The sequence below is a fragment of the Candidatus Enterococcus huntleyi genome, assembly GCF_009933175.1.
GTDB lineage: Bacteria > Bacillota > Bacilli > Lactobacillales > Enterococcaceae > Enterococcus_K > Enterococcus_K huntleyi.
Window position 1 is genome coordinate 91,629 of record NZ_MAEJ01000030.1, and the last position, 23,357, is coordinate 114,985.

Annotated in this window: 14 protein-coding genes; 12 read left to right on the plus strand and 2 right to left on the minus strand. The window is 38.8% G+C overall.

Annotated elements, in window-relative coordinates:
• The first annotated feature begins 420 nt into the window (after positions 1-420).
• From BAU15_RS12995 to cydC, 4 genes are read left to right on the plus strand one after another with little or no spacing between them, the layout of a single operon-like run.
• A complete protein-coding gene (locus BAU15_RS12995) occupies positions 421-1,842 on the plus strand; it encodes a cytochrome ubiquinol oxidase subunit I (RefSeq protein ID WP_161843167.1) in 1,422 nt (473 codons plus the stop codon).
• Positions 1,839-2,846: a cytochrome d ubiquinol oxidase subunit II gene (gene cydB, locus BAU15_RS13000; protein ID WP_161843168.1), complete on the plus strand. Its 1,008-nt coding sequence runs from the start codon at positions 1,839-1,841 to the stop codon at positions 2,844-2,846. The genes BAU15_RS12995 and cydB overlap by 4 nt, the downstream gene beginning before the upstream one ends.
• Before the next feature lie 3 nt (positions 2,847-2,849).
• Positions 2,850-4,571, plus strand: coding sequence for a thiol reductant ABC exporter subunit CydD (gene cydD / locus BAU15_RS13005; protein WP_161843169.1), 1,722 nt, complete (start codon positions 2,850-2,852; stop codon positions 4,569-4,571).
• The gene (gene cydC / locus BAU15_RS13010) at positions 4,564-6,309 is read left to right on the plus strand and encodes a thiol reductant ABC exporter subunit CydC (RefSeq protein WP_161843170.1); all 1,746 of its coding nucleotides are present in this window, start codon (positions 4,564-4,566) and stop codon (positions 6,307-6,309) included. The genes cydD and cydC overlap by 8 nt, the downstream gene beginning before the upstream one ends.
• Positions 6,310-7,041: 732 nt before the next feature.
• Here the strand turns inward: cydC and BAU15_RS13015 are convergent.
• Complete coding sequence (locus BAU15_RS13015; RefSeq protein WP_161843171.1) at positions 7,042-8,022, minus strand: polyprenyl synthetase family protein; 981 nt, start codon at positions 8,020-8,022, stop codon at positions 7,042-7,044.
• Positions 8,023-8,126: 104 nt separating this feature from the next.
• Between BAU15_RS13015 and BAU15_RS13020 the strand changes: the two genes are divergently transcribed.
• Positions 8,127-9,026: a prenyltransferase gene (locus tag BAU15_RS13020; RefSeq protein WP_161843172.1), complete on the plus strand. Its 900-nt coding sequence runs from the start codon at positions 8,127-8,129 to the stop codon at positions 9,024-9,026.
• Positions 9,027-9,044: 18 nt separating this feature from the next.
• A complete protein-coding gene (locus BAU15_RS13025) occupies positions 9,045-10,253 on the plus strand; it encodes an NAD(P)/FAD-dependent oxidoreductase (protein ID WP_161843173.1) in 1,209 nt (402 codons plus the stop codon).
• 334 nt (positions 10,254-10,587) lie between these two features.
• Here BAU15_RS13025 and BAU15_RS13030 read toward each other — a convergent pair whose 3' ends face one another.
• Positions 10,588-10,950 carry a helix-turn-helix domain-containing protein gene (locus BAU15_RS13030; protein ID WP_161843174.1) on the minus strand — a complete coding sequence of 121 codons (363 nt, stop codon included), beginning with the start codon at positions 10,948-10,950 and terminating at the stop codon, positions 10,588-10,590.
• 799 nt (positions 10,951-11,749) lie between these two features.
• On the opposite strand from BAU15_RS13030, the gene BAU15_RS13035 reads away from it, so the two are divergent.
• The 6 genes from BAU15_RS13035 (at position 11,750) to lepB (ending at position 23,352) form a co-directional block, all read left to right on the plus strand.
• Positions 11,750-12,847, plus strand: a complete 1,098-nt coding sequence (locus tag BAU15_RS13035; RefSeq protein WP_161843175.1) for a tyrosine-type recombinase/integrase — start codon at positions 11,750-11,752, stop codon at positions 12,845-12,847.
• A gap of 541 nt (positions 12,848-13,388) precedes the next feature.
• Positions 13,389-15,098: a SpaH/EbpB family LPXTG-anchored major pilin gene (locus tag BAU15_RS13040; RefSeq protein WP_161843176.1), complete on the plus strand. Its 1,710-nt coding sequence runs from the start codon at positions 13,389-13,391 to the stop codon at positions 15,096-15,098.
• 29 nt (positions 15,099-15,127) lie between these two features.
• Positions 15,128-20,122 (plus strand): SpaA isopeptide-forming pilin-related protein, encoded by a 4,995-nt coding sequence (locus BAU15_RS13045; RefSeq protein ID WP_161843177.1) that lies wholly within the window; start codon positions 15,128-15,130, stop codon positions 20,120-20,122.
• Between the two features lies 1 nt (position 20,123).
• Positions 20,124-20,801, plus strand: a complete 678-nt coding sequence (locus BAU15_RS13050) for a pilin N-terminal domain-containing protein (protein WP_237580200.1) — start codon at positions 20,124-20,126, stop codon at positions 20,799-20,801.
• 95 nt (positions 20,802-20,896) lie between these two features.
• The gene (locus BAU15_RS13055) at positions 20,897-22,660 is read left to right on the plus strand and encodes a sortase family protein (RefSeq protein WP_161843178.1); all 1,764 of its coding nucleotides are present in this window, start codon (positions 20,897-20,899) and stop codon (positions 22,658-22,660) included.
• Between the two features lie 134 nt (positions 22,661-22,794).
• The gene (gene lepB / locus BAU15_RS13060) at positions 22,795-23,352 is read left to right on the plus strand and encodes a signal peptidase I (RefSeq protein WP_161843179.1); all 558 of its coding nucleotides are present in this window, start codon (positions 22,795-22,797) and stop codon (positions 23,350-23,352) included.
• Positions 23,353-23,357: the final 5 nt, after the last annotated feature.

Consider the following 23,357-nt stretch of genomic DNA (forward strand, 5'->3'; position numbering starts at 1 on the left):
ACTGACGTTAGACAAAGAATTCTCTTTGCTCATAAAAAATGAGCCGAGGGAATTCTTTTTTAGAATGAGTACATTTTAGTTGTCCAAATGGCGAAGTTAAGATAAACTAAGTAGGGGATTTTCACGGGCAATTTGCCTCGTTGTTGTTGAGAATAGATTTGTGAAAAATAGCATTTGTTGAATAGAATTCAAGCGATTGTCTCTTCTAACCGCCTGTTAATTTAGGAAGAGAGAGATTTCTTTTTTTTGTTTATTTTTATGGCTAAAGATCATTGAACTTTCGACAGACAAGCGTATAATTTCCAATGAAACCCGCAATTATTCAGCTAAACTTTCTTTTATTTCAGCGGTTTTGAAAATTGCAATGATTATTATTTTCTTTTCTATTAAGGAGAAGAAAAAACAAAGGAGGAAACACCTATGGATATAGTGACGTTAGGGCGCTTTCAGTTCGCCATGACAACGGTCTTCCATTACTTTTTCGTACCGTTCTCAATTGGGACTGTATTAGTCGTCGCTGTCATGGAAACACTGTATGTCATTACAAAAAATGAGCAGTACAAAAAATTAGCAAAATTCTGGGGAAATATATTTCTGTTGAGTTTTGCGGTAGGGGTCGTAACAGGTATTATTCAAGAGTTCCAGTTTGGTATGAACTGGTCTGATTATTCTCGCTTTGTCGGCGATATTTTCGGCGCACCCCTCGCAGTGGAAGCCTTGTTGGCATTCTTCTTAGAATCAACATTCTTAGGCTTATGGATGTTTACTTGGGATAAAGTAAAACCTAAGTTTCACGTACTGTTCATCTGGCTAGTGACGATTGGGTCATTTATGTCAGCCTTTTGGATTTTAGTTGCCAACAGCTTTATGCAACATCCAACAGGTTATACGCTAAATAACGGTCGAGCAGAGATGAACGATTTCGGAGCGTTGTTAACGAACCATCAAGTATGGTATGAATTTTCTCACGTAATTGCCGGTGCGATTACAATGGGTGGGATGATTATAGCTGGTTTAGCTGCGTTCAAATTATTAAATAAAGAGCGTACCGACCATGCTTTATTCAAAAAATCTCTACGTCTTGGTTTACTTATCGGATTATTAGGGTCACTTGCAGTGATTGGTTCTGGTGATTTACAAATGAAAGCTTTAATCGAAGACCAACCAATGAAATTTGCTGCAATGGAAGGATCCTATGAAGATTCTGGTGATCCAGCTGCTTGGACCTTAATCGCTTGGGCCAACGAACGGGAACACAAACAAGTCTTCGGGATTGAAATTCCTTATATGTTGAGTATTCTTTCTTACAACAGTCTATCTGGTTCAGTCGATGGGATGGACACGGTTAATCAAAAATTAATTGAAGAATATGGCGATGACAAAGATTATTATCCGCCAGTCAATACTTTATTCTGGAGCTTCAGAATTATGGCTGGATTTGGTGCTTTAATGCTCTTAGTTTCAGCTGCAGGTTTATTCCTGACTCGTAAGAAAAAACCAATCTTATATGAAAAACGTTGGATGTTATGGATTGTTGCGCTTTGTACTTTTGCACCGTTCTTATCTAACACGTTTGGTTGGCTAAATACCGAATTAGGTCGTTATCCGTGGACTGTCTATGGATTATTCACGATTGAGGATAGTATCTCACCTAATGTTTCTGCCGCTTCATTATTGACTTCAAATATTATCTATTTCCTATTATTTACAACGTTGGGCGCGGTGATGATTTACTTAGTCCGTCGTGAGTTAAATAAAGGGCCTGAGTTTGAAGAATCAGTCTTAGCTGTAGAAAATCAACCTTCAACAGATCCATTTGATAAGGAGGAGTTTGACGTATGAGTGCCTTACAACTATTATGGTTTGTCTTGATTGGTGTCCTGTTTTCCGGTTTCTTCTTCTTAGAAGGCTTCGATTTTGGTGTCGGTATGTCGGTTCAAACGCTGGCGCATAACGAAGATGAAAAAGATCAGATTGTTTCAACGATTGGGCCTGTCTGGGATGGCAATGAAGTGTGGTTACTAACGGCTGGTGGCGCGATGTTTGCTTCTTTTCCACACTGGTATGCGTCACTCTTCAGTGGCTATTACTTGATTCTCTTCATCATTTTATTCGGTTTAATCATTCGTGGTGTTTCTTTTGAATTCCGTCACAGAATGCCGGTGGAAAAGAAAAATATTTGGAACTGGACATTATCGATTGGTAGCTTCCTAGTACCGTTTTTCTTCGGTATCTTATTTATTAGTATGATTCAGGGAATGCCGCTTGATGCGGATGGCAATATGTCTGCGACTTTTGGTGATTATATTAATCTATTCTCAGTAGTCGGTGGCGTGGCTTTAACGTTACTCTGCTACCTACATGGTTTGAATTACATTGCCTTAAAAACAACTGGACCTGTGCGTGAGCGAGCTAAAAATTATGCCGAATTACTGTATTGGATACTGTATGTTGGCTTAGTGGTCTTTGCTGTCTTGATGTACTTCTTCACTGACTTCTTTGACAATAATTTCTTCTTAACCTTAGGCTTACTCGCGCTAATCGTTATTTTGACGGTGGTGGCGAATGTCTCTGTCTATAAGAAAAAAGAACTATTGGCTTTCTTGGCCAGTGGTTTGACATTAGTTGTTTTAGTCGTTCTATTATTTAGTGGATTATTCCCACGTGTCTTGATTAGTTCAGATGGCTTACACGATATCTTAATCGAAAATGCCTCGTCTACTCCTTACACATTGAAAATTATGAGTTACCTGTCACTCACATTATTACCATTCGTTTTGGCCTACACAGGTTGGGCTTACTATGTCTTTAGAAAACGAATCACACACACACCAACGGAGGTTTAATTGATGATCGATCGAGCAGTCATCAAGCTTCCAGGAATGAAAAAAATGCTCGGATTGCTTGCGGGACTCGCTGTTCTGCAGGCAATCTTTATTATTGGCCAAGCCTATACAATTGCTTCTGCAATTACCGGATTATGGGAAGGTGGCACACTGCAGGAACAGACGAAATGGATACTTCTATTCATTTGTGTCTACGCAGGGCGCCATTTTGTGACGTTCTTACGTGATTTATTATTAGATGATTATGCTTACGAACAAGCCAGTCATTTGCGTAATGAACTCTTACAAAAAATCTTCCGAATGGGTCCACAAGTGGTGCAACAAGAAGGAACCGGAAATATGACCACGATGGCTTTAGATGGAATTAATCAAGTGGAAAATTACATCCACTTGATCTTGGCAAAAATAATGAACATGATGATCATTCCTTGGATGCTTTTAGTTGTTATTTTTATGTTAGATTGGCAATCAGGCGCTGTCCTGTTGATTGTCTTTCCCCTAATTATTATTTTTATGATTATCTTGGGCTATGCGGCGCAAAGTAAAGCCGATAAGCAGTATGCAGCCTTTCAAGTTTTATCCAATCATTTTATCGATTCTCTACGCGGAATTGATACCTTAAAATTATTTGGTCTAAGTAAAGGCTACGGGAAAAGTATTTTTCACACCAGTGAGCGTTTCAGAAAAGCTACGATGAGCACCTTAAAAGTTGCGATTCTCTCAACGTTTGCTTTGGATTTCTTTACTACTTTATCTGTCGCTGTTGTAGCCGTACTGCTAGGCTTACGCTTAATTAATGGCGTGATTTTATTGTTCCCAGCGTTGACAGTATTAATCTTGGCACCGGAGTACTTCTTACCGATTCGTGATTTCTCTAGTGACTATCATGCAACCTTAGATGGGAAAAATGCCATGACGGCAGTCAACAGTGTCTTAACGCATCCAGAAAAAGAGATTGCTCAAAAAGAAATCGGTGCCTGGACCAATGAAAGTCAATTAGCTATTGAGAATCTTTCTTTCCGTTATGAAGACCAATTAGCCTTGGATCAATTGAATGTTGCCGTGAGCGGCTACAAAAAGATTGGGATTATCGGTATGAGTGGCTCAGGGAAGTCGACCTTAATCAATATCCTTAGTGGATTTTTACATCCAGAAGACGGAACGATTAAGCTGTCGAATAATCAAATTGATTCATTTGCCCAACAGTCTTGGCAAAAACAATTAATCTATATTCCACAAAATCCTTATGTATTCCAGCTTTCACTGAAAGAAAATGTCGCCTTTTATCATCCAGAAGCGACGCTTGCAGAAATTCAACAAGCGATTGAAGTAGCTGGATTAAGTGAGTTGGTGGCTGAGCTGCCCGAAGGCATTGAAACACCACTTGGTGAAGGCGCTAGAACCTTGAGTGGTGGGCAAGCGCAACGGATTGCCTTGGCTAGAGCGTTCTTAGATCACTCACGAAAAATCTTATTATTAGATGAACCAACTGCCCATCTAGATATCGAAACGGAAGTGGAATTGAAGGAGCGGATGTTGCCTTTAATGAATGACCGACTAGTCTTTTTCGCTACTCACCGATTGCATTGGATGAAAGAAATGGATTACATTTTGGTAATGGACAAAGGTCAAATCGTCGAACAAGGAACGCTTGAAGAATTACAAGCAAACGGCGCAGCTTTTGTTCGCCTAAGTCAACAAATGAGGGGGCGAGAAGATGAATAAAATTGGCTTATTTCGGTCATTGAAAACTGATACTTGGGTCAAACCCTTTCTAAAAAAATACAAACGTTCACTAATCGCCGCCTTGATTTTGGGCTTCATCACTTTCTTTTGTGCCGGCGCGTTGATGTTCAACTCAGGTTATCTGATTAGTCGCGCGGCTTCCTTACCGGAAAATATTTTGATGATTTATATTCCGATTGTGCTAACGCGGGCCTTCGGGATTGGACGTCCCGTCTTTCGCTATATCGAACGCTTGACCAGTCATAATTGGGTTCTAAAGATGACCTCAAATCTGCGGTTGAAGCTGTACACAACATTAGAGAAAGATGCAATCTTTTTCAAACGGAATTATCGGACGGGTGATATCCTAGGCTTGTTAGCTGAGGACATTAACCATATCCAAAATCTGTATCTACGGACAATCTTTCCAACGATTATTGCCTGGCTCTTATATGTCTTTATCATTATCGGACTAGGCGTCTTTTCTTGGTGGTTTGCGCTAGTCATGCTTTTATTACTAGGTATCGTGTTATTTCTCTTACCACTATGGTCCGTCCTGGTAAATGGGGCTCGTCAAGAAAAAGAGAAGCAGATGAAAAATTTACTGTATACGGATTTAACGGATAACGTCTTAGGTGTTTCCGATTGGATTTTTAGCCAACGAGGTGCGGCTTATGTGGCCCTACATGAAGAAGCTGAAAGTGCGCTGCGCGAAACGACGAAAAAGATTAATCGTTTTGACCGCACCCGTGATTTTATTCTTCAAATGATGTTTGGCGTTATCACGATTGCTTTACTACTATGGACAAGTAATCAGTTTCAAGGAGATCATGGTGGCGCAGCCAACTGGATTGCCGCCTTTGTCTTAAGCGTCTTTCCTCTGATTGATGCCTTTGCACCGCTGCCATCAGCTGCCCAAGAAACCAATATCTACAAAGATTCGATTGACCGTCTAAATGAGTTGCCTGATAAAAAAGAACAGCCAGAGTTGCGGGCAACGATTGAAGGTCCCTTTAACTTAGACGTTAAGGACGTAACTTTTACGTATCCCAACACTACTAAAGAAGTGCTTTCGCATTTAGATTTATCAATTACAGCCGGTGAAAAATTAGCTATCTTAGGCCGTAGTGGTTCAGGTAAGAGTACGCTAGCTTCCTTGATTCGTGGCGATTTGCAACCGACAGCTGGCGCTATTCGATTAAATGGTGTGGAGACTGATTCATTTGGTGATGCGATTACCGATTATATCGGTGTAATCCATCAAACGCCTTATTTATTCCACACGAGCATTCTGAACAACCTGCGGATTGGTCGTCAATCAGCAACAGAAGAAGAAGTCTGGGACGTGTTAGCCCGTGTTGGCCTAAAAGAAATGGTCGCAGCTTTACCTGAAGGCTTGCAAACGATGGTCGACGAAGCCGGCTTACGCTTCTCTGGCGGTGAACGACATCGCTTAGCTTTAGCAAGAATTCTCTTAAAAGATGTGCCAATCATTCTCTTAGATGAACCAACCGTTGGACTTGATCCAATCACAGAACAAGCTTTACTAGAAACTTTCTTCAATGAATTACAAGAAAAGACAATCATCTGGATTACCCATCATTTACAGGGAATCTCTTTGATGGACCGTGTCATCTTCATCGAAGATGGCCAACTCGAAATGAGTGGCAGTCCCAAAGAACTAGAACAAACCAGTGCCCGTTATCGTCATTTACAAGCAATTGATAAAGGCTTTTAGTAGTATTAAAGGACCGCGACTAACTAGTCACGGTCCTTTTTTTTATAAGCTGAGGATTTTTTTGAATGAGCTATAAAACTTTAGACAATAAATAATTTATTTGGAGTATCAATAAGAAGTCTTATTCAATTCTAACTATTGTTTTTAACTAGAAATCAGAAATTGCCCACTTGTGGCTATCCGTTGTGTTTTGACTAGTTTCATCCCAGCGTTAAAAAAGGGAATTCATTGCCTACAAGGATTCTCTTTAAAAAGGTTACTTCCATCTCATTTTTTGCTTCAGAAAATGTCGTCAAGCCACAAGTGATAAAAAAACCAGATATTTACCACTTATTAAGTGTTCAAATTGAAACTTATAAGGGAAAGATGATTTCAGAAATGTACATTCATGAATAGGAGACTCTTTATTACAATATAACCTGCAATAGAATCTGTATTTCGTTCTAAAAAAAAAGTAGATAAGCATTATTTTTCCGATAGGAGACAATTTTTTACACCCATTCAAAGTATTTATGCAACTTAATATAACGGATTCAGAGTTATAAAAGATAACTAAGCCATCGACGAATAAATATAGCAAATCTATCTGACGATATGTTAAACTCAGTAGTCTAAATTATTTTCTGCTGAGAGGGTAGAGTGATAGCATCCTAAAAAAACAGCCCAACGCATCACTTTTTAGTGTGCATCAGGCTGTCCATTTTGTAGAGTTCCATTCACTGTAAAGAGTGCTTAGTATTCTCGTCCTAATAATTCAGAGGTTAACTGTTTGATCATGGTTTTTCCTGGACTGTCAGGGAGTAGATCAATCTCATCTAAGGCTTTTTCGGTGAACTCGAGGGCGAATTCTTTGGCCTTGTCGACGCCATCATATTCTAGCACAAGCGCGCTGACTTTTTGGGCTTCTTCGACAGTAATTGCCGCTTTTTTATCTAGGTAAGGCGCGAAGACTTCTGGATGATCTTCTTTTGCTAATAAAAGTGGTAAGGTGTAAACGCCTTGGGCCAAATCTTCGAGGACTGGCTTTTTGAGTTGCTCACTATCAGCGACATAATCAAGAATATCATCATAGACTTGGAACGCGACACCAATATTACGACCGATACGGCCAGCTAATTGTTGGGTCTCAGGTGAGCATTTGCCAAAATGGGCACCTTCAATACAAGAGAGCCAAAAGAGCTCGGCAGTTTTGCCATTGATACTACGAAGATAATCATTAAGTGTTTGGTTCTGATCGAAGCGAACCTGCATCTGATCCAGCTCGCCGAGTAGTAATCGTCTCATTGCACGAGCATTGGTATGTAAAAATTCAGAGCCATTCATAGCATCAGACAATAAATCAAAGAAAACAGTAAATAATAAATCTCCAGTGTAGACAGCGACATCTTTGCCGTATTCGGCCTGGACGGTAATAATCCCTCGGCGTAAAGGCGAATCGTCAATGATATCGTCATGAATTAAAGTCGCCATATGCAGAATTTCCAGCGATGCCGCGACTTTAATTAGTTGCTCTTGGTCTTGCTTGGTGGAGTCACCAACCTCAGAAAATAATAAGAATAAAGCGGGACGGAGCATTTTCCCACCGGCTTGTGCCAGATTCGTCAAAGCTTCTTGAATTTCCTGATTCCTAACCTGTACTTGAGACTCAATAGTTGAGCAAACGGCTTTGAGTTTTTCTTGTATTGTAGGATAATTGTTCCAGTAGTCTAACATAATAAAATCCTTTCAAATAAACTAATCAACAGTGTTTATTTTACCTCAGGGAAGGGAAGTTGACTAGCTTAATGCCTTAAATAGTCGAGAAAAGTGGTGAAGAAATGAGTTTAGCAACATTTTTAGAGTTAGTTGAGTTTAAAGCCAAGACGGCGAGTGTTTTTCCGTTTTTTATTGGCCTGTGTTATAGCTGGTATAAGTATCAATCGATTCATATTTCTTATGTCCTTATTTATTTTATTGCGATGTTTATTTTCAATATGGCGGTGGATATTTTAGATAACTATAACGATTATCATCATGCAACAGACGTCCATGACTACAAGGAAAAGACCAATATTATTGGCCGTGAAAATATTCCCTTGCCGCTAGTTTTTCGTCTGATGGTGGGCATGATTATCGTTTCTGCTGTCTTAGGGATTGGCCTATCGGTTGTGGTCGGCTGGCCGCTGCTAATAATGGGTATCTATTGTTATTTAGTGGGTATTTTTTATTCCTCAGGACCGCGTCCATTATCCAGTCTGCCTTTGGGTGAATTCTTTTCAGGATTTACGATGGGCTTTATGATTTCCTTGATTTGTGTGTATCTAAATACTTACGAATCGTTTCAATGGACTTTTGAAACGGTTGGAGGGATAATTTTAATATCCCTTCCAAACACACTTTGGATTGCAAATTTAATGCTAGCAAATAATATCTGTGATCTTGAAGAAGATGAAAAAAATGAGCGGTATACCTTGGTTCATTATTTGGGTAAGGCACGTTCAATAAAACTATTTGTGTTATTTAATGTCGTGGCTTTATTGAGCATAGTAGCCTCAGTAGTGCTTGAGTTAGCACCTATCTGGGTCTTAGCGAGTTTGTTAATAGTACCGATTATTATCAAACAGATTCGATTATTCTTAAAGGAACAAAAGAAACAAACAACATTTATTTGTGCAATCCGTATATTAGCGTTGGGTGCATTTGCCCAAGTAGTCAGCTTTTTAATAGGGATTATATGATAAGGAGAGCGAAACAAGATGAAAGAAATAGTTATTTTAGGAGCAGGTTATGCAGGTTTGCGGACATTGAGAGAGTTACAAAAGAGCAAAGAGGAATTTCATATCACATTAGTTGATCAAAATACGTATCATTTCGAAGCGACTGATTTGCATGAAGTTGCAGCAGGCACACAACCGAAAGAAAAAATTACGTATCCAATCAAAGATGTGGTTAATCCAGAAAAGACCACCTTCATTCAAGCCACAGTCACAAAAATTGATCGCGACAGTCAAAAAGTAGCCTTAGCAACGGGTCAAGAATTAGCGTATGACTATTTAGTGGTCGGTTTAGGTTTCCAATCTGAATCATTTGGCATTCCTGGCGTTTCTGAAAATGCCTTAGAAATGGTCGATGTGGATTCGGCGGTTAAAGTCAATCAACATATTCATGAAATGATGCGTCAATATGCGGCAACTAAGAATGAGGATTTCTTAAAAATTGTCGTCTGTGGTGCTGGCTTCACTGGGATTGAACTCTTAGGTTCACTTGTTGAAGGTAAGAAAGAAATGGCTGAAATTGCTGGCGTAACGCCAGATAAAATTCAAATTTATTGCGTTGAAGCTGTGACTCGTTTACTCCCAATGTTTGATGAAAAATTAGCCGATTATGCTATCAAACATCTTACTGATTGGGGTGTGCAATGGCGCACAGGTAAACCAATCAAAGAAATCAAACCAGGAATTGTTGTTTACCAAGATGATGCTGACACTGGTGCGAGGAAAGAACTTGCTGCTAAAACAATTATTTGGACAACCGGAGTTAGTGGAAGCCATGTGATGGGTGAATCTGGCTTTGCTGAACGTCGTGGACGTGTGATGGTGAGTGAAGATTTAACAGACAATGATCATAAAAATGTCTACGTAATTGGTGACGTTTCTGCAGTCATGGATCCAGAAAGTCAACGTCCTTATCCAACCACTGCCCAGATTGCTTTGAAGATGGGCTCGATGGCAGCTAAGAATATTCTGCATCAATTGAAAGGTGAAAAAACAGAAACCTTTACCTTTAAATCTCAAGGCTCTGTTGCCTCTATCGGAAATTCTCATGCGCTAGGACTAGTCGGCAAAACGTCTGTCAAAGGCTATCCAGCTTCATTCATTAAGAAAATGATTATGAATAAATCCTTACTAGAAACTGGCGGCGTCAAAGAAACATTAGCCAAAGGTCGCTTTGATTTGTATCATTAAGCCGAATTTTTACAAAAAAACTTTAAATAGACTTTTAAAAGTCAGAAAAATCCAATCGCTAATTTGATTTAGCAATTGGATTTTTTCAGTTAAGAAGAGTAACAGATGTATAAATGCTAGAAAGCTTTCGTTATAGGCTTTTTAGCATTTTTTATTTATCTGGAAATCAGTTCTACCATGAAATTTCTAAGAAGCCATTCAAATTTTTTTAGATAGGGTTATTTTGTTGAGAATTATCATTATCGATTTTTTCAAATTGATATGTAGGAAATTCATTAGCATAAACTTAGTCAGTCATTCCCGTTTAAACCCTCAACTCGTTGTTGGGAAAATTCTATTTGATAGTCAGTAACGTATCTAAGATAGCCATATATTTGTCTTTATTAGGATTATCATTTAATTTTTTCATCAATTCAACCATATTATCCCCAAATTCTTCTGCCAGGTTACTTTCTTGCTGGGTTATGTTAAAAAATTCAGAATACTTCACATCTAATCCTTTGAGTAATGCACAGAAAGTCACCAGAGAAATTTTTACTTTTCTTTTCTCAACTTGAATAATCGTATTGCGACTCATGCCAGATTTTTCGGCTAATAATTCTTGAGACATCCCTTTCTTTTTACGCAAAGAGATGAGCTGATCTATAATCCGTTGTGCTTCTATAGTTGCAAAAAGTTTGATCTCTTCCTCATTCATAGTATTCTCCGTTCTAAAGTAATTTAGTTCTAATTTTAAAAGGATTTTGCAATACTTAACATTCATTTAACTTTACTATTCGCTGGTTATGTCAGCTTTAATGTTGTAAAATATTTAACTTTACATTATGATAGGTATGTACGAAATAGTATTTTCAGAGGGGATGGATCCTGTGATGTTGGATTGGTAGCCATCTAACGAATAATAAAAAGGAAGAATCAAAAAAATTTAAATTATAAAAGAGGAGGGAGGACTATCGAACTAAGTAAGAGATTAGTAGCAACTTTTGCCCATCATGGAATTTCACTCACACAGTAGAAAGCACTAAACTTGTCACACTCGCTGGCTACGTAAGTAATTTACTAACGGTATTGTCAACTATAGAACAAGTTTTTCTAACAAGTTTCCAAATGAATGTAAGCCCTTTATTTATATATTTTTAACATCAGAAAAGGAATCTCATCAGCAACTGTCTGCAGAAAAGATTCCTTTTTCATTTTTTTATTCAAACTCGTGCTAATGCTTGCTTTATCAGCTTTTCTAGTGGTCTTAATAGACAAAAAAATTTCTTGGAAGGACTTATTCCAAGAAATAAAAATTTTTAATTAATACGGATAGTGAGTATATCAATAAATTTATCCTAAATTAAGAATAATTGATTCCCAAATAAAAGTCAATTATTTTCGATAACATTAATTATATAAAGGCGTAACTCTTGTAGTGACTGCGTTTTAGCGGACTTGTATCTTAGTTTTTTTTAGCCGTCAAATAAGCCGTCAAGAATGAAAGGATGAAGATCATGGCCCGAAGGGGAGAAAATATATATAAGCGAAAAGATGGACGCTGGGAAGGGCGTTATATAAAGGGACGCCATTCTGACAACAGAATTTATTATGGTTACGTGTATGCACGAACCTATCGTGAGCTAAAAGAGAAATTATATGAAATGAAAAAATACTATGAAAATAATTACTTTACTTCCAATGAGCTACAATGGACGGTTTCCAAACTACTTGATAATTGGATGCTTAATGAGTTGCCTCTTCAAGTAAAACCTTCCACTCTTTCAAGCTATCGATATAAGGTAACAAAATATATCCTTCCTTATATAGGTGACATTTCAATAAAAAAACTCACAAAGAATCATCTCCAACACTTGATTCATCAACTTTTAGAAGAGGGATTGTCAGTCTCGACGATTCGTTTGTCGATTCAGATTTTTAAAAGTGCATTTAACAGTACGAATGGGGTGAAACACTTGTATACAGCCATTTTCCAAGGTTTACATTATCCATTTTGTGTCAAAAAGAAAATTCGTGCTCTTTCAAAACAGGAACAAAAAGGCTTGGAGCAAGAAGCCATGAAGACAGAACAAGGCTTGCCAATCCTGTTAGCACTGAATACTGGCTTAAGAATTGGCGAAATCAGTGCCCTCAAATGGACGGATATCAATTTTGAGAAAAAGGAATTGACGGTTACCAGAACGTTGCAACGAATCTTTAGTACACGCACACAGAAAGTCATTCCTCAGACGGAAATTCATGAAGGCTTGGTAAAAAGCACAGCTTCGCATCGAAAAATTCCATTAAATGAAAAAATCTTGCGTATACTAAAAAACCAAGAAAAAACGAGCGATTATGTCGTCGGTAAAAAAGGACATTTCTTTGAACCACGTACGTTAACTTATCAATTTAAAAAAATAGCTCGTGTCTTAAACTTACAAAATTTCCATTTTCATCAATTACGCCACACTTTTGCCACGCGCTTGTTAGAGTTGGGCGCAGATATATCTTCCGTGAGCTCATTATTAGGTCATCAATCTGTGAAAATGACTTTGGATATCTATACGGATTCATTGATGTCTCAAAGGAAAAAATGGATTCGTAAATTAAGCTAAATTGAGAAACAGCGGTCATGAAAACGATTAATTTTCGAGACGATAAATATTAATCGTTATTATTTAATTTTTAAAATAACGATTATTATTTCAAAATATCATTTTTATTTTCTTTCTAAAAACCATAGTTCGGTTTTTATCTTGTAAAAGTATGAGCCGTCAGTTAAGCCGTCAGCAAAATTTAGCCCTTTGCTGGCAAGGGGTTGAGTGCCTTTCTTGGAATAAGTCCTTCCAGGAAATAAAAAGGCTATTTATACTATAGTGAAAACTTCATATTTATCAAGTGGAATTATGGGGATAATTCTAATTTGATAAACATTTTATCCAATACTTTAGGAAATGGAGGTCTAATAATTTTTTGTAAGACAGGGATGGTCTGAGCAGTATAATGGGAAACTATCTGTATAGAGATTCAAGCAGAATTAATGAAGTGTGGACAAGAAATCAAGCATAAAGATTCAAAAAGTAGTACATAACATCCTAGTTTTGACTATGAAAAATTGGGAGACCAATTATTAAGTGAAGTAAGGGAGCATGAAAAATGAAAACTAAAACTAAAAAATTACTTACAAAAGCGGTAGTAGCAACTACGCTATTTACAGCAGTCGGCTTTGCACCATTGGGGAGCGTGTTAGTTGCACAAGCGGAGGATATTTCAGCAGATGCAATTGCCGATACATTCTCACACCGTTCGATTACACTTTGGAAATATCAAGTAAGAGATGCCGCTGATTTAGGCGATCGTGGGACAGGGATTTTTGATCCAACTGTTGATAAACTTGCACTTCCAGGAATCAAATTTACTCTTCAACGTGTGATTCCAGTCAACGGAGATACTTCTTTAACTGACTCAAGAGAACAATTCTTAGGCACGCATTACACGATTGATCCTACTTTTACTCCAGAGACAATTACAACAGATGCCGATGGGAAAGCTTATTTTGATTTAGGTGTTGGTCGTGCGAATGACGGGATTTATCTAGTCACTGAGTTGCCAGATGACCGTACTGATTTAACAGCGACAGAAGGTAAAAAAGTTGGAGTACCAGCGGATCCTTTCTTCGTATACGTACCGCAAACAAACCGTACTGACTTAAGTACATTAATCTATGATGTACAAGTTCAACCGAAGAATATCTTGGAAAGTTTAGTCAATCCAGATAAAACAATCAATGGGATAAAAGGTGATTCGGTTCATGCCGCACAAGAATTCCAATGGGAACTTGCAGCGAAAGTACCAGCTGGTTTATGGCAAGTTGCGACACAGCCTGGTAAGTTAGATATTTATGATGCAGATGGCAATAAATTACCAGATACATACGACATGGTTGTTGGGCAACCTATTACAGTTAGCGATCCAAGTGGTTTATTACAACCAAACTTCTCAATGACTGATACATTACACCCAGACTTAGAATACAAAGCGGATAGTGCAAAAATGCAAGTTAAACAAGGCGATGGTGGCCCATGGACAGATTTAGATCCTACTGACTATACCGTTACTTTTGATCCTGCAACGAATACATTAGTAACAAAATTAACGGAAGCTGGTTTAACAAAAGTCGGAACTGAAGCGAATGGCTTTACCGATATTCGTACGATCTTAGTAACGACTGTTCCAGAACAATGGAATGGCATCGTAGAGAATGATTTTACGGTTAACTATCAAATTCCTGGTCAAGAACCGAAAACAGTAACGCCACCGCCATTGACACAACCTAAATATTTCACAGGTGGATTCGATATTGAAAAAACAGCTGAAGATACAAAAGGTGTGTTAGCAGACGCAGAATTTATGATTGCTTTCACAAAAGAAGATGCAGAAGCGGGCACATTTATCGGAACAGATGGTAATAAATATGCGAAAGGTGCTACTTTACCTACTGGAGTAGAATTAATTAAAGCAACTTCTGATGCAGATGGTAAAGCAACATTTGATGGTTTAGCGTTAGATTGGACAGATGCGAATAGCGATAATTATGTACAAGATTCTGAAGTTGAACGGACGTACTGGGTAGTCGAAACAAAAGCTCCAGCAGACTACGAAGAACTGAAAGTACCCGTAGAAGTAGTTGTTAACTTAGCAACAGCAGATGATGATTCAATTGAATTAGATATCGTCAACAAACGCCAAACTAAATTGCCATTTACTGGGGGCGAAGGTACAACAATTCTTGTGGCAATCGCTTTAGGTGCAATTACTGTTGGTACAGTAGCAATCATGGTTGACAAAAAACGTCGCAAAGCTTAATTGAGAACAAATGAAAGGATGGATAGGCGATGCGAAATAAAACACGAGTGAAGCAGATAGTCGCCGTTCTTCTTCCGATTATATTTCTTTTAGGGATTGTTCTAACACTCCCTAAAGGAAATAGCTTAAAAGCAGATGATTCTGAACAGCTTTTTGCGACAGTCAAATTAGCAGGGAAAACCGAAACTTTGACAGATGTCTCTGTTAAAGAGGACACGATTGAAGTTGAATTAACAGGGAAGAAAACTGAATTGATAGAACTCCCTGATAATTCAGCTTATGAAGTGTTTCAAGTAGATGAAGAGGGCGAAACTGTCTCTCTGTCTGAAAAACCAGAAACTGACCTGGCTGAAATGCTAGAAAAGAATACAGTAGATTCGACCGTTCATCAAGAAGAAACCGAGGAAAAAACGGTATCTTCTACAGAGGCAACATCAACAAGTGAAGAATCTGAAAACTCACTCAAACCAGAAGTCTTTCATGTAACAAACGAAGACGGCCAAGGCAAAACCTATCTGCAAGTTGTAGAAGACGAGCCGTTAACAGTAGTGATACAAAGGAAAACGGATAAAGAAGTACCCATTGTTTTGGAAGCAGCTCAAAAGGAAGAAGATAAGCAACAACTCTTCACCTTTGAAGAACTTCCTGTTGAATCAGAAACGAAAGAGTCTGAGACAGAAACAGTTCGAGCAGAAGTTGAGACGAAGCAGTCAACAGTGGACACTGATGCTTTAGAAACAAGTAAAGAGACTGAAAAAGAAACTTCTTCTGAATCAGAAACAAATTCTAAGACAAAAAGTAATGAACCTACTAATGAAGTTTCAGAAAAAGAAAATCAAGAAGTAGATTCAGAAAAAAACGAGTCAGATAAAGCAGACGATTCGAATGAGTATGAGAATATTCAGTTTGTCGAAACAAAAACAACTGAAAAGACCTTAGATGAATTGAATTCTGAAGACTATGATGAAAAAGATTCACTAAGGACACCAAAGTTTTTACCAGAGACAAAAGAGCAACAAAAAGAAACAAGGGCTGGTACAGGGACTATCAGTATTCGTGATGCAAAAATCGTAAAGAAAACAGGGACAGATAGCTTTGACGCAGGGAACGATAGTCCAGGCTACGATTCTAGTGCAAATAACCATTTGGTGCGTTCATTTGATCAAATTATATATCTAGTTTCATTTTCTGTACAAAACGATAATACTGAAACAAAGTATTCTGATATTAAATATCGAGTAATAAGCAAGTTGCCTGATGCTTTTAGAAATGTTAATGGAACTTTTGTAAATGTAGGTGCTATTGCAAATGGCCAAAGTTATGATTTACCTAGTGGGGAACAATACTCTGAGGGGATTATGGAATCGGTTATTAGTGATACTGGTCAAATTTTTGTACCAGTGACTCTGAATGTTTTTGGTGCCAAACATGGAACATCCATCACGCCAGAGTTTGAACTTGAAATTGTTGAAGCCACGAATAAAGAAACTGGTGAAGTTGAAGTTATCGAAAAAGCTTTCAATGATACTCAACTGCCAAATTTAAAAGTTCAGGCAACAACAGTTTCTGCTAAACCATCTGTATCTGTAGAATTGGTGCAAGGTGAGATTAAGAAAAATACAGTGTTTGGATCGACTAATTTGTATATGGGCGCCTATGATGTAGGTGTAATTACCAAGCTTAAACCCATTGCAACTAGAGCTGTTGATGACTATAGAGGCTCAACATTTCCTAGTGGAGAAATTACCTATAAGATTGAGCAATCTGCGACGTATCAGATAGGAACTGCAGGGGGAACTTTGACAAGTGGTGTACATTATGATCCATTTTATGTAGAAGCCTATGCACCTGCAGTAACGAATAGATCAGTGGGTGATTGGAAAAAAACTATCGGTGGACAAAATACCAATAAAACTGATTTTGTCAGACCTTTAGCTGTACCTCATGCTAAATCTTATAGAATATTTAATTCGCAACCTGTATTTGATGATAAGAGTGAGGTAGGTGTATATGATTCTGGTGAATTTTCTGTAACTAGAGCTGCGGCAGTTTCAAATGGGGACTATGCCCCTACATATAATCCTTATACTTATTTGATGACTGGCGAAAGAATGGCTACTGCTTCTGCAAAAAGTTTTTCCAGTTTAGAATTAATTTTCAGCTGGGATCGAACGAAAACAGAAACTTTCGCTAGAAATAATAATTGGACACGTTATGATATGACATTGAGTGTGAAACAGTTAAAGTATGACGGGATTACTGATACTAATAACTCGTCTATAACTTATCCAGAAGTTGTTGGGAAAAATGGATCTTACACTTCAATGCCGACTATATTAAGTGAACAATTGGGTGGCTTGTATACAGTTCCAGATACAACTATCCGGATAGATAATGCAACCCCAGGATCCACTAATGGGGCATCAGCTAACTACGGGAATGCTCAAATCTCTACTGGAAGTAGAGTTTGGTTTAGTATTAGAGGGGTTATGCAGGGTGCAGCATTGGCTACAAAAACAGCCGGTAGTGAACATTTATTTATGTGGGATTCTAGTGCATTCAAATTTGACACATCATTACCTCCTTATTATTATACGTACTCTACTCAAAATAATTCGGCAAAATTTGAATATGGTGTAATAAAAAGCGGGAAGCTCAATAATTCTCCACCTTATACTATGAAGGTAGGACAACTCCCTTCAAATAAAGATTTTTACAATTGGTATGATACAGCAGCGGAAGCCGAAGCTGCAGGAGAGATATGTGCGGTACTATATACAGGTAAATATGACCATAATCCTGCGCATACAGCAATAGCTTTAGAGAAGACGGTAGTTATACCAGTCATTGTTACAGCAAATTCGGGGGCTAAGACACCTAAAAATAATGCGGTAGTATTATTAGGTTCTCAAAGATTTATTGATAAGTCTGGTGAAGTGATGTTTGATTCAGCGGTCTATGGATCAGCTGGAAAGACTGGTGGTGGGAATACTGCAGGTTATGGAACTTATGTTCCAACCCCTTTCCAATCTAATGGACAACCACCGATGGTTGGAGGCGAGTATAAATATCCAATGGAATATTGGAACCAGCTAGGTGAATCAGCATATGTTAAGAATATTTCGATTACTACTAAAACAGACGTAGTAGAAAGTTTGTATAAATCTAATGAAAAAGTAGATATAAAAGTAAATGCTGTTGTCAAAGGAAGTAAAGATTCCTCTCTCGATAGCTCAATTACAACTATATTACCAAAAGGATTGAGTTATGATTTTGAATCTGGTAGTACAGACTCTTTAGGCAATGTGATACCTGAACCAAGCATTCAAAGTAATCCTGATGGAACAACTACACTGATATGGAACTTTACAAAGGTTTCTGTTTTAGACGGTTTAGAAGTTAACTTTAAAGGTATATTAAACCAACAAGATTTAGTATATAAAAATACTGGTTATACTGATAACTTAACAGTAAAAACCGTTGGTGAGGTTTGGGCAACCAGAGACAAAAATAGTAAGGATACGTCGCCTGAAAAAGTTCGTTCTTCTTCAGACTATTTTATGGTTCAACGGATGCAACAGGTTATTGTAAGTAAAGATGCTGATAAACCGCTAATTGAAGTGGGAAATCAAGGGGACCTAAACCCTAATACGTCAATTACTTATGATGTCACGTTACTAAACGAAAGTCTGGATGATATTGTTGATGGCCGATTACTCGATGTCCTGCCTTTTGATAATGATGGTCGAGGAACGAAGTTTAGCGGGAACTATACAGTGACGAATGTTCAAGTGACTGGACCAAGCCCGACGATTACGTTCTCTAACTCTTCGATGGCCTATGACACCGATCCGAATTCTGTTTCTGGTTGGACAACTTATAAACCAGGAGTAGATCCTGTCAATAAAATCAAGGATGCTAAGGCAATCATGGTTTCTGTACCAAGACTTGCGGTTGATGCGAAAGTAACGCTAAAAATTACGATTCAACCGAAGGACCAAAAAGCTGGTGATGTTCTGATTAATAATGCTCAAATGAATTCAGATTTCGATTTACAAGTAAATTCGCAAGCTGTTTGGACACGTGTCTATGGTCGTGATCTGACAGGAGTGGCTTGGTATGACGATAATTATGATGGGTTGATTGGCAATATGGCTGATGGTTCGGCAGAGATCTTCGCTAAAGATATTCCAGTGAAGTTGTATCGGACGAGTCTTGAGGACACTAGTTATAAAAATAAGCTAGTGAAAGAAAATTTAACTGGTGAAAAGTTAATTGATGCTTCTGGGAATTCTTTAGTCAAAACAGACGAGAATGGGAAGTATAAATTTAGCAATCTCGCAGAAGGTACGTATGTCGCAGAGTTTATAGTCAATGATCGCGTCGTCAGAAAAGAAGTCCAAGTAACGACTCCTGATATCGGCAATGATTCTACACTTAACTCGAAGGCTAGCCAGACTACCCATAAAACACCAGGGTATAAGCAACCAGTTTTGACAGATTTACCGACGGCAACGACGCCGGCAGATCCTACCCATCACATTACCGACGTTAACATCGGTTTGATTCGAGCTTCCCGGATTCGTGTATACAAATTCGAGACAGGGACTGCGGTGGATGCCAATAATGATGGGGTCTTGAGTGATGTGGAGAAAGCTTCTGGGCGACCAATCGAAGGAGCAGAATTCACGATTTATCATGATGGCGTGGCGCAAGGCACGGCAACGACAGATGAAACAGGATTCTTACTCTTTGATTTCTTCTTCCGAGGGGATTACACCTTGATTGAAACCAAGGCGCCACCTGGCTTTGAACTGATTACCTATCCGTTAGAAGTTACGATCAAAGAAGGAAATGAGACGATTATTCTCTACCAAGAAAATGATCCAACCACCAAGCTACCATTTACTGGGGGCAATGGACCGGTTCGTTTGTTCATCTTGGCTGCGGGAAGTATTTTCTTGGCAAGTTTCTTAGGCATTGCTTGGCACTATCGAACACCTAAAAAGAAAGGAGAGGCTTAAGTTGAATAAACAATTGAAAACGCATGGGTTAACATTATCTATGATTTTTTCCCTCATCTTTCTTTTGGTGGGCAATAGCTCACTTGCCTATGGATCAGAGGTGGGTGTTGATTCTTATGCCATCTCGATTCAAAAATACAAACTTGATGATAAAACCTCTCTACCTAAAGAGTTTCTTCAAGATGGCTCGAAGGTAGAGCATGCGGTGGATTCTGAAGGAAACAAACTGGTTCCCTTACCAGGCGTTCAGTACGAAATCACTCGGGTGACGCCTCTATCAGGTGGCTCTGGATTTCAAATTGTCGAAGGGGCGGAAGCTTTTTCGACGACCGTTGTCACAGATCAAACCGGTTTGGCGAGATTAGATGGCTTGGTTCAAGGGATGTATCGTGTGATTGAAAAAAATAACGGGAAACTAAAGAACGTGATGGAGCCAGTTATTTTAGAACTCCCTTTACCTCAACCGGGTGGAACTGACGCACTTTCCGAAGTGTATTTATACCCAAAATCGAGTGTTGTTTCTGAGAAAGCACCCACGGATACACCAAAAGTGGTGGAACGTTTGCCACAAACCAGTGGGAACATCGGGAATTATAAACCGTTTGTTCCACTGAGTTTGGTGATTCTTATCATGGGCTCGCTTGGTTTTCTCTCCATGAGAGAGCGGAAAAACTCGTAACTAAGTAAATTTGAGAGGGAGTAACTCTAATTGTAGGGTTACTCTTTCTTTCCTTGATTACACAGGAACACGAAGGAATAGAGGGGGAAACAGCTATGGGGCGAAAACGTAAGAAACAAAGAAAACAGCGGAAGCATTCATTTCTGATGATCTTCGCGTGTCTCATGATTTTCGCAGGGACATTGATCTTACTTTATCCCATTGTCGGTAATTATCTAGCTAATCGTGAACGAAGTGAAGCAGTCTCGCAATACGACGATTCCTTAAAGAAAATGTCGCAAGAAGAGCGGGATGCGCAAATCGAGTTGGCGAAAAAATACAATGACTATATCTACAAAAAACAACAAGGACAAGCGACAGAATCGATTGTCTATTCGAGCGTTGCCACAGATGGTGCGGTGATGGGGACGTTGGATATTCCTGCGTTAGATATTTCAGCGCTACCATTTTATAACGGGACTTCTTACCAAACACTGGATAAAGGGCTGGGGCATTTTGAACCATCCTCGATTCCTGTCGGCGGTTTGAATACCCGGTCGGTGATTACGGGACATAGTGGTGTGAAGAACCAAGTCTTATTTACTGATATTAAGAATTTGGTGGAAGGGGATATCTTCTTCGTCAATATTTTGGGTAAAAGGCTCGCTTATGAAATTGATGCCTTTGAAGAAGTCTTACCTAGTGAGATTGACAAAGTTAAAGTCATTTCTGGCAAGGATACCGTCACGTTACTGACGTGTACACCACCGGGGATTAATACCTATCGCTTATTGGTGACCGGGCATCGGATTCCGTATGAAGAAGCCTTGAATAAAAAAGTGGCCAAGCGAAACCTGTGGAGTTATCAAACAGTGGTTTTACTGACTCTTGGTGCGAATTTACTCTTATTCTTAATTTTGATGGGGATTTATCGTTTCCAAGTGAAACGCTTCCGTTCAGATAACAAGAAAGTCGTTGAAAAAGCGCGTAAACAGTTGAAGCGCTTGTTCTTTGTGAGCAAATGCTTGTTTATCACACTCTTTATAGCGATGGTAACCATCTTAGGAATTGCGATTTACGGCTATGCTCATATGCAAGAAGAGACCGAGATGCCACCGATTAATATTGGCATGGAAGAGGAAATCAGCGAGTTTAACTTGGATAAGATTAGTCAAGCGAACTTTGAAGAAAAACAAATTGCCAGTGTCAACGTTTCGAACTACGCGGAAGCCAAAACGGTTTTTCAACAAACGGCGAATAACTGGGGGATTGGCAAATTAGTGATTCCAAAAGTCTCGATTGATTTACCTATTTTAGCCGGATTGGCCAATGAAAATTTACTGACAGGTGCCGCGACTTATCGAAAAGAACAACAGTTAGGCAAAGGCAATTATGTCTTACTAGCTCATAATATTTTTGAGCGAGATGTCTTGCTTCATCGAATTCGAAATTTAGCTGAGGGCGATACGGTCTATACGACGGACTTTAAAGATGTTTATACCTACAAGGTGACAGTCAATAAAGTCATTCGTGATACGGAAGTGGAATATGTCGAAAAGCAACCTACCGATACCACCGCAATTCTGACGTTATTGCGGTGTGAAGGGGATATCGGGACGATTTATCGGCGAGTGGTGCAAGGGGAGCTGAGTAGTATTCAGCCCCTCAAAACCGCTGATGCAGAGGTGCTAAAAGAATTGGGCTTATTACAACAAGATAAAAAAGTGACGGGGGAATTAATCAAGAAAAACCCCGTGGATTCTTTTCAAAAATCGAGCATGCTTTTATCTGCTCGGGTGATTTCAGAACCAATGCAGACAATTGTGCCACTTTTTCTGTTATTTCTAATGCCGATATTATTCTTGAATTTTATTCGGTAAGACAGGATATCTGAATGTTTATCTGATCATAACGACTGAAGCCGTCTATGGGTTGAATGAAGAAGCTGTAAAAAAGTTGGAAAGGAGTGGACGCCATCGGAGAGTTATCGTCACACAAAAATGAAAAAAATCAAATGAACAAAACATACAAAAAAAACAAAACATACAATCAAAAAATAAAGAATTCGACGCATCCGATTTGGCATAAGAGACTTTGGCAAATGGTTTTTGTCACCGTATCTCTTTTCCTCTTGGGCTTTGCTTTTCGCCAACTGATTTTAACGGCTTATTTGGTTCACCCTGTGTCGGGCTCGTCAATGGAACCGACATTGAAAGAAGGCGAGAAAGTTGTTATTTCAAAACGAGCAGAAATCCAACGCTACGATTTAATTTCTTTTTCGATGGCAGAGGAAGACGATCAATTTGTGAAACGAATTATTGGTCTACCAAACGATGCGATCTTTGTGACTGGCACACGCTTAGTTTTTGATTTGGATGGCACAGGTAAGTTTCTGAATACCTACAGTGTTGATATATCAGAAACATGGGCAAGAGAATGGCGTGGCCTGACGGAGGTTCCAAAGGATTGTTATTTTGTTTTAGGTGATCATTTGGGTGTTTCAAAAGACAGCCGTGTCTTTGGTTGGGTTGAAGCAAAAACTATTGAGGGAACAGTTGTCCTTCAATACTAAGGATT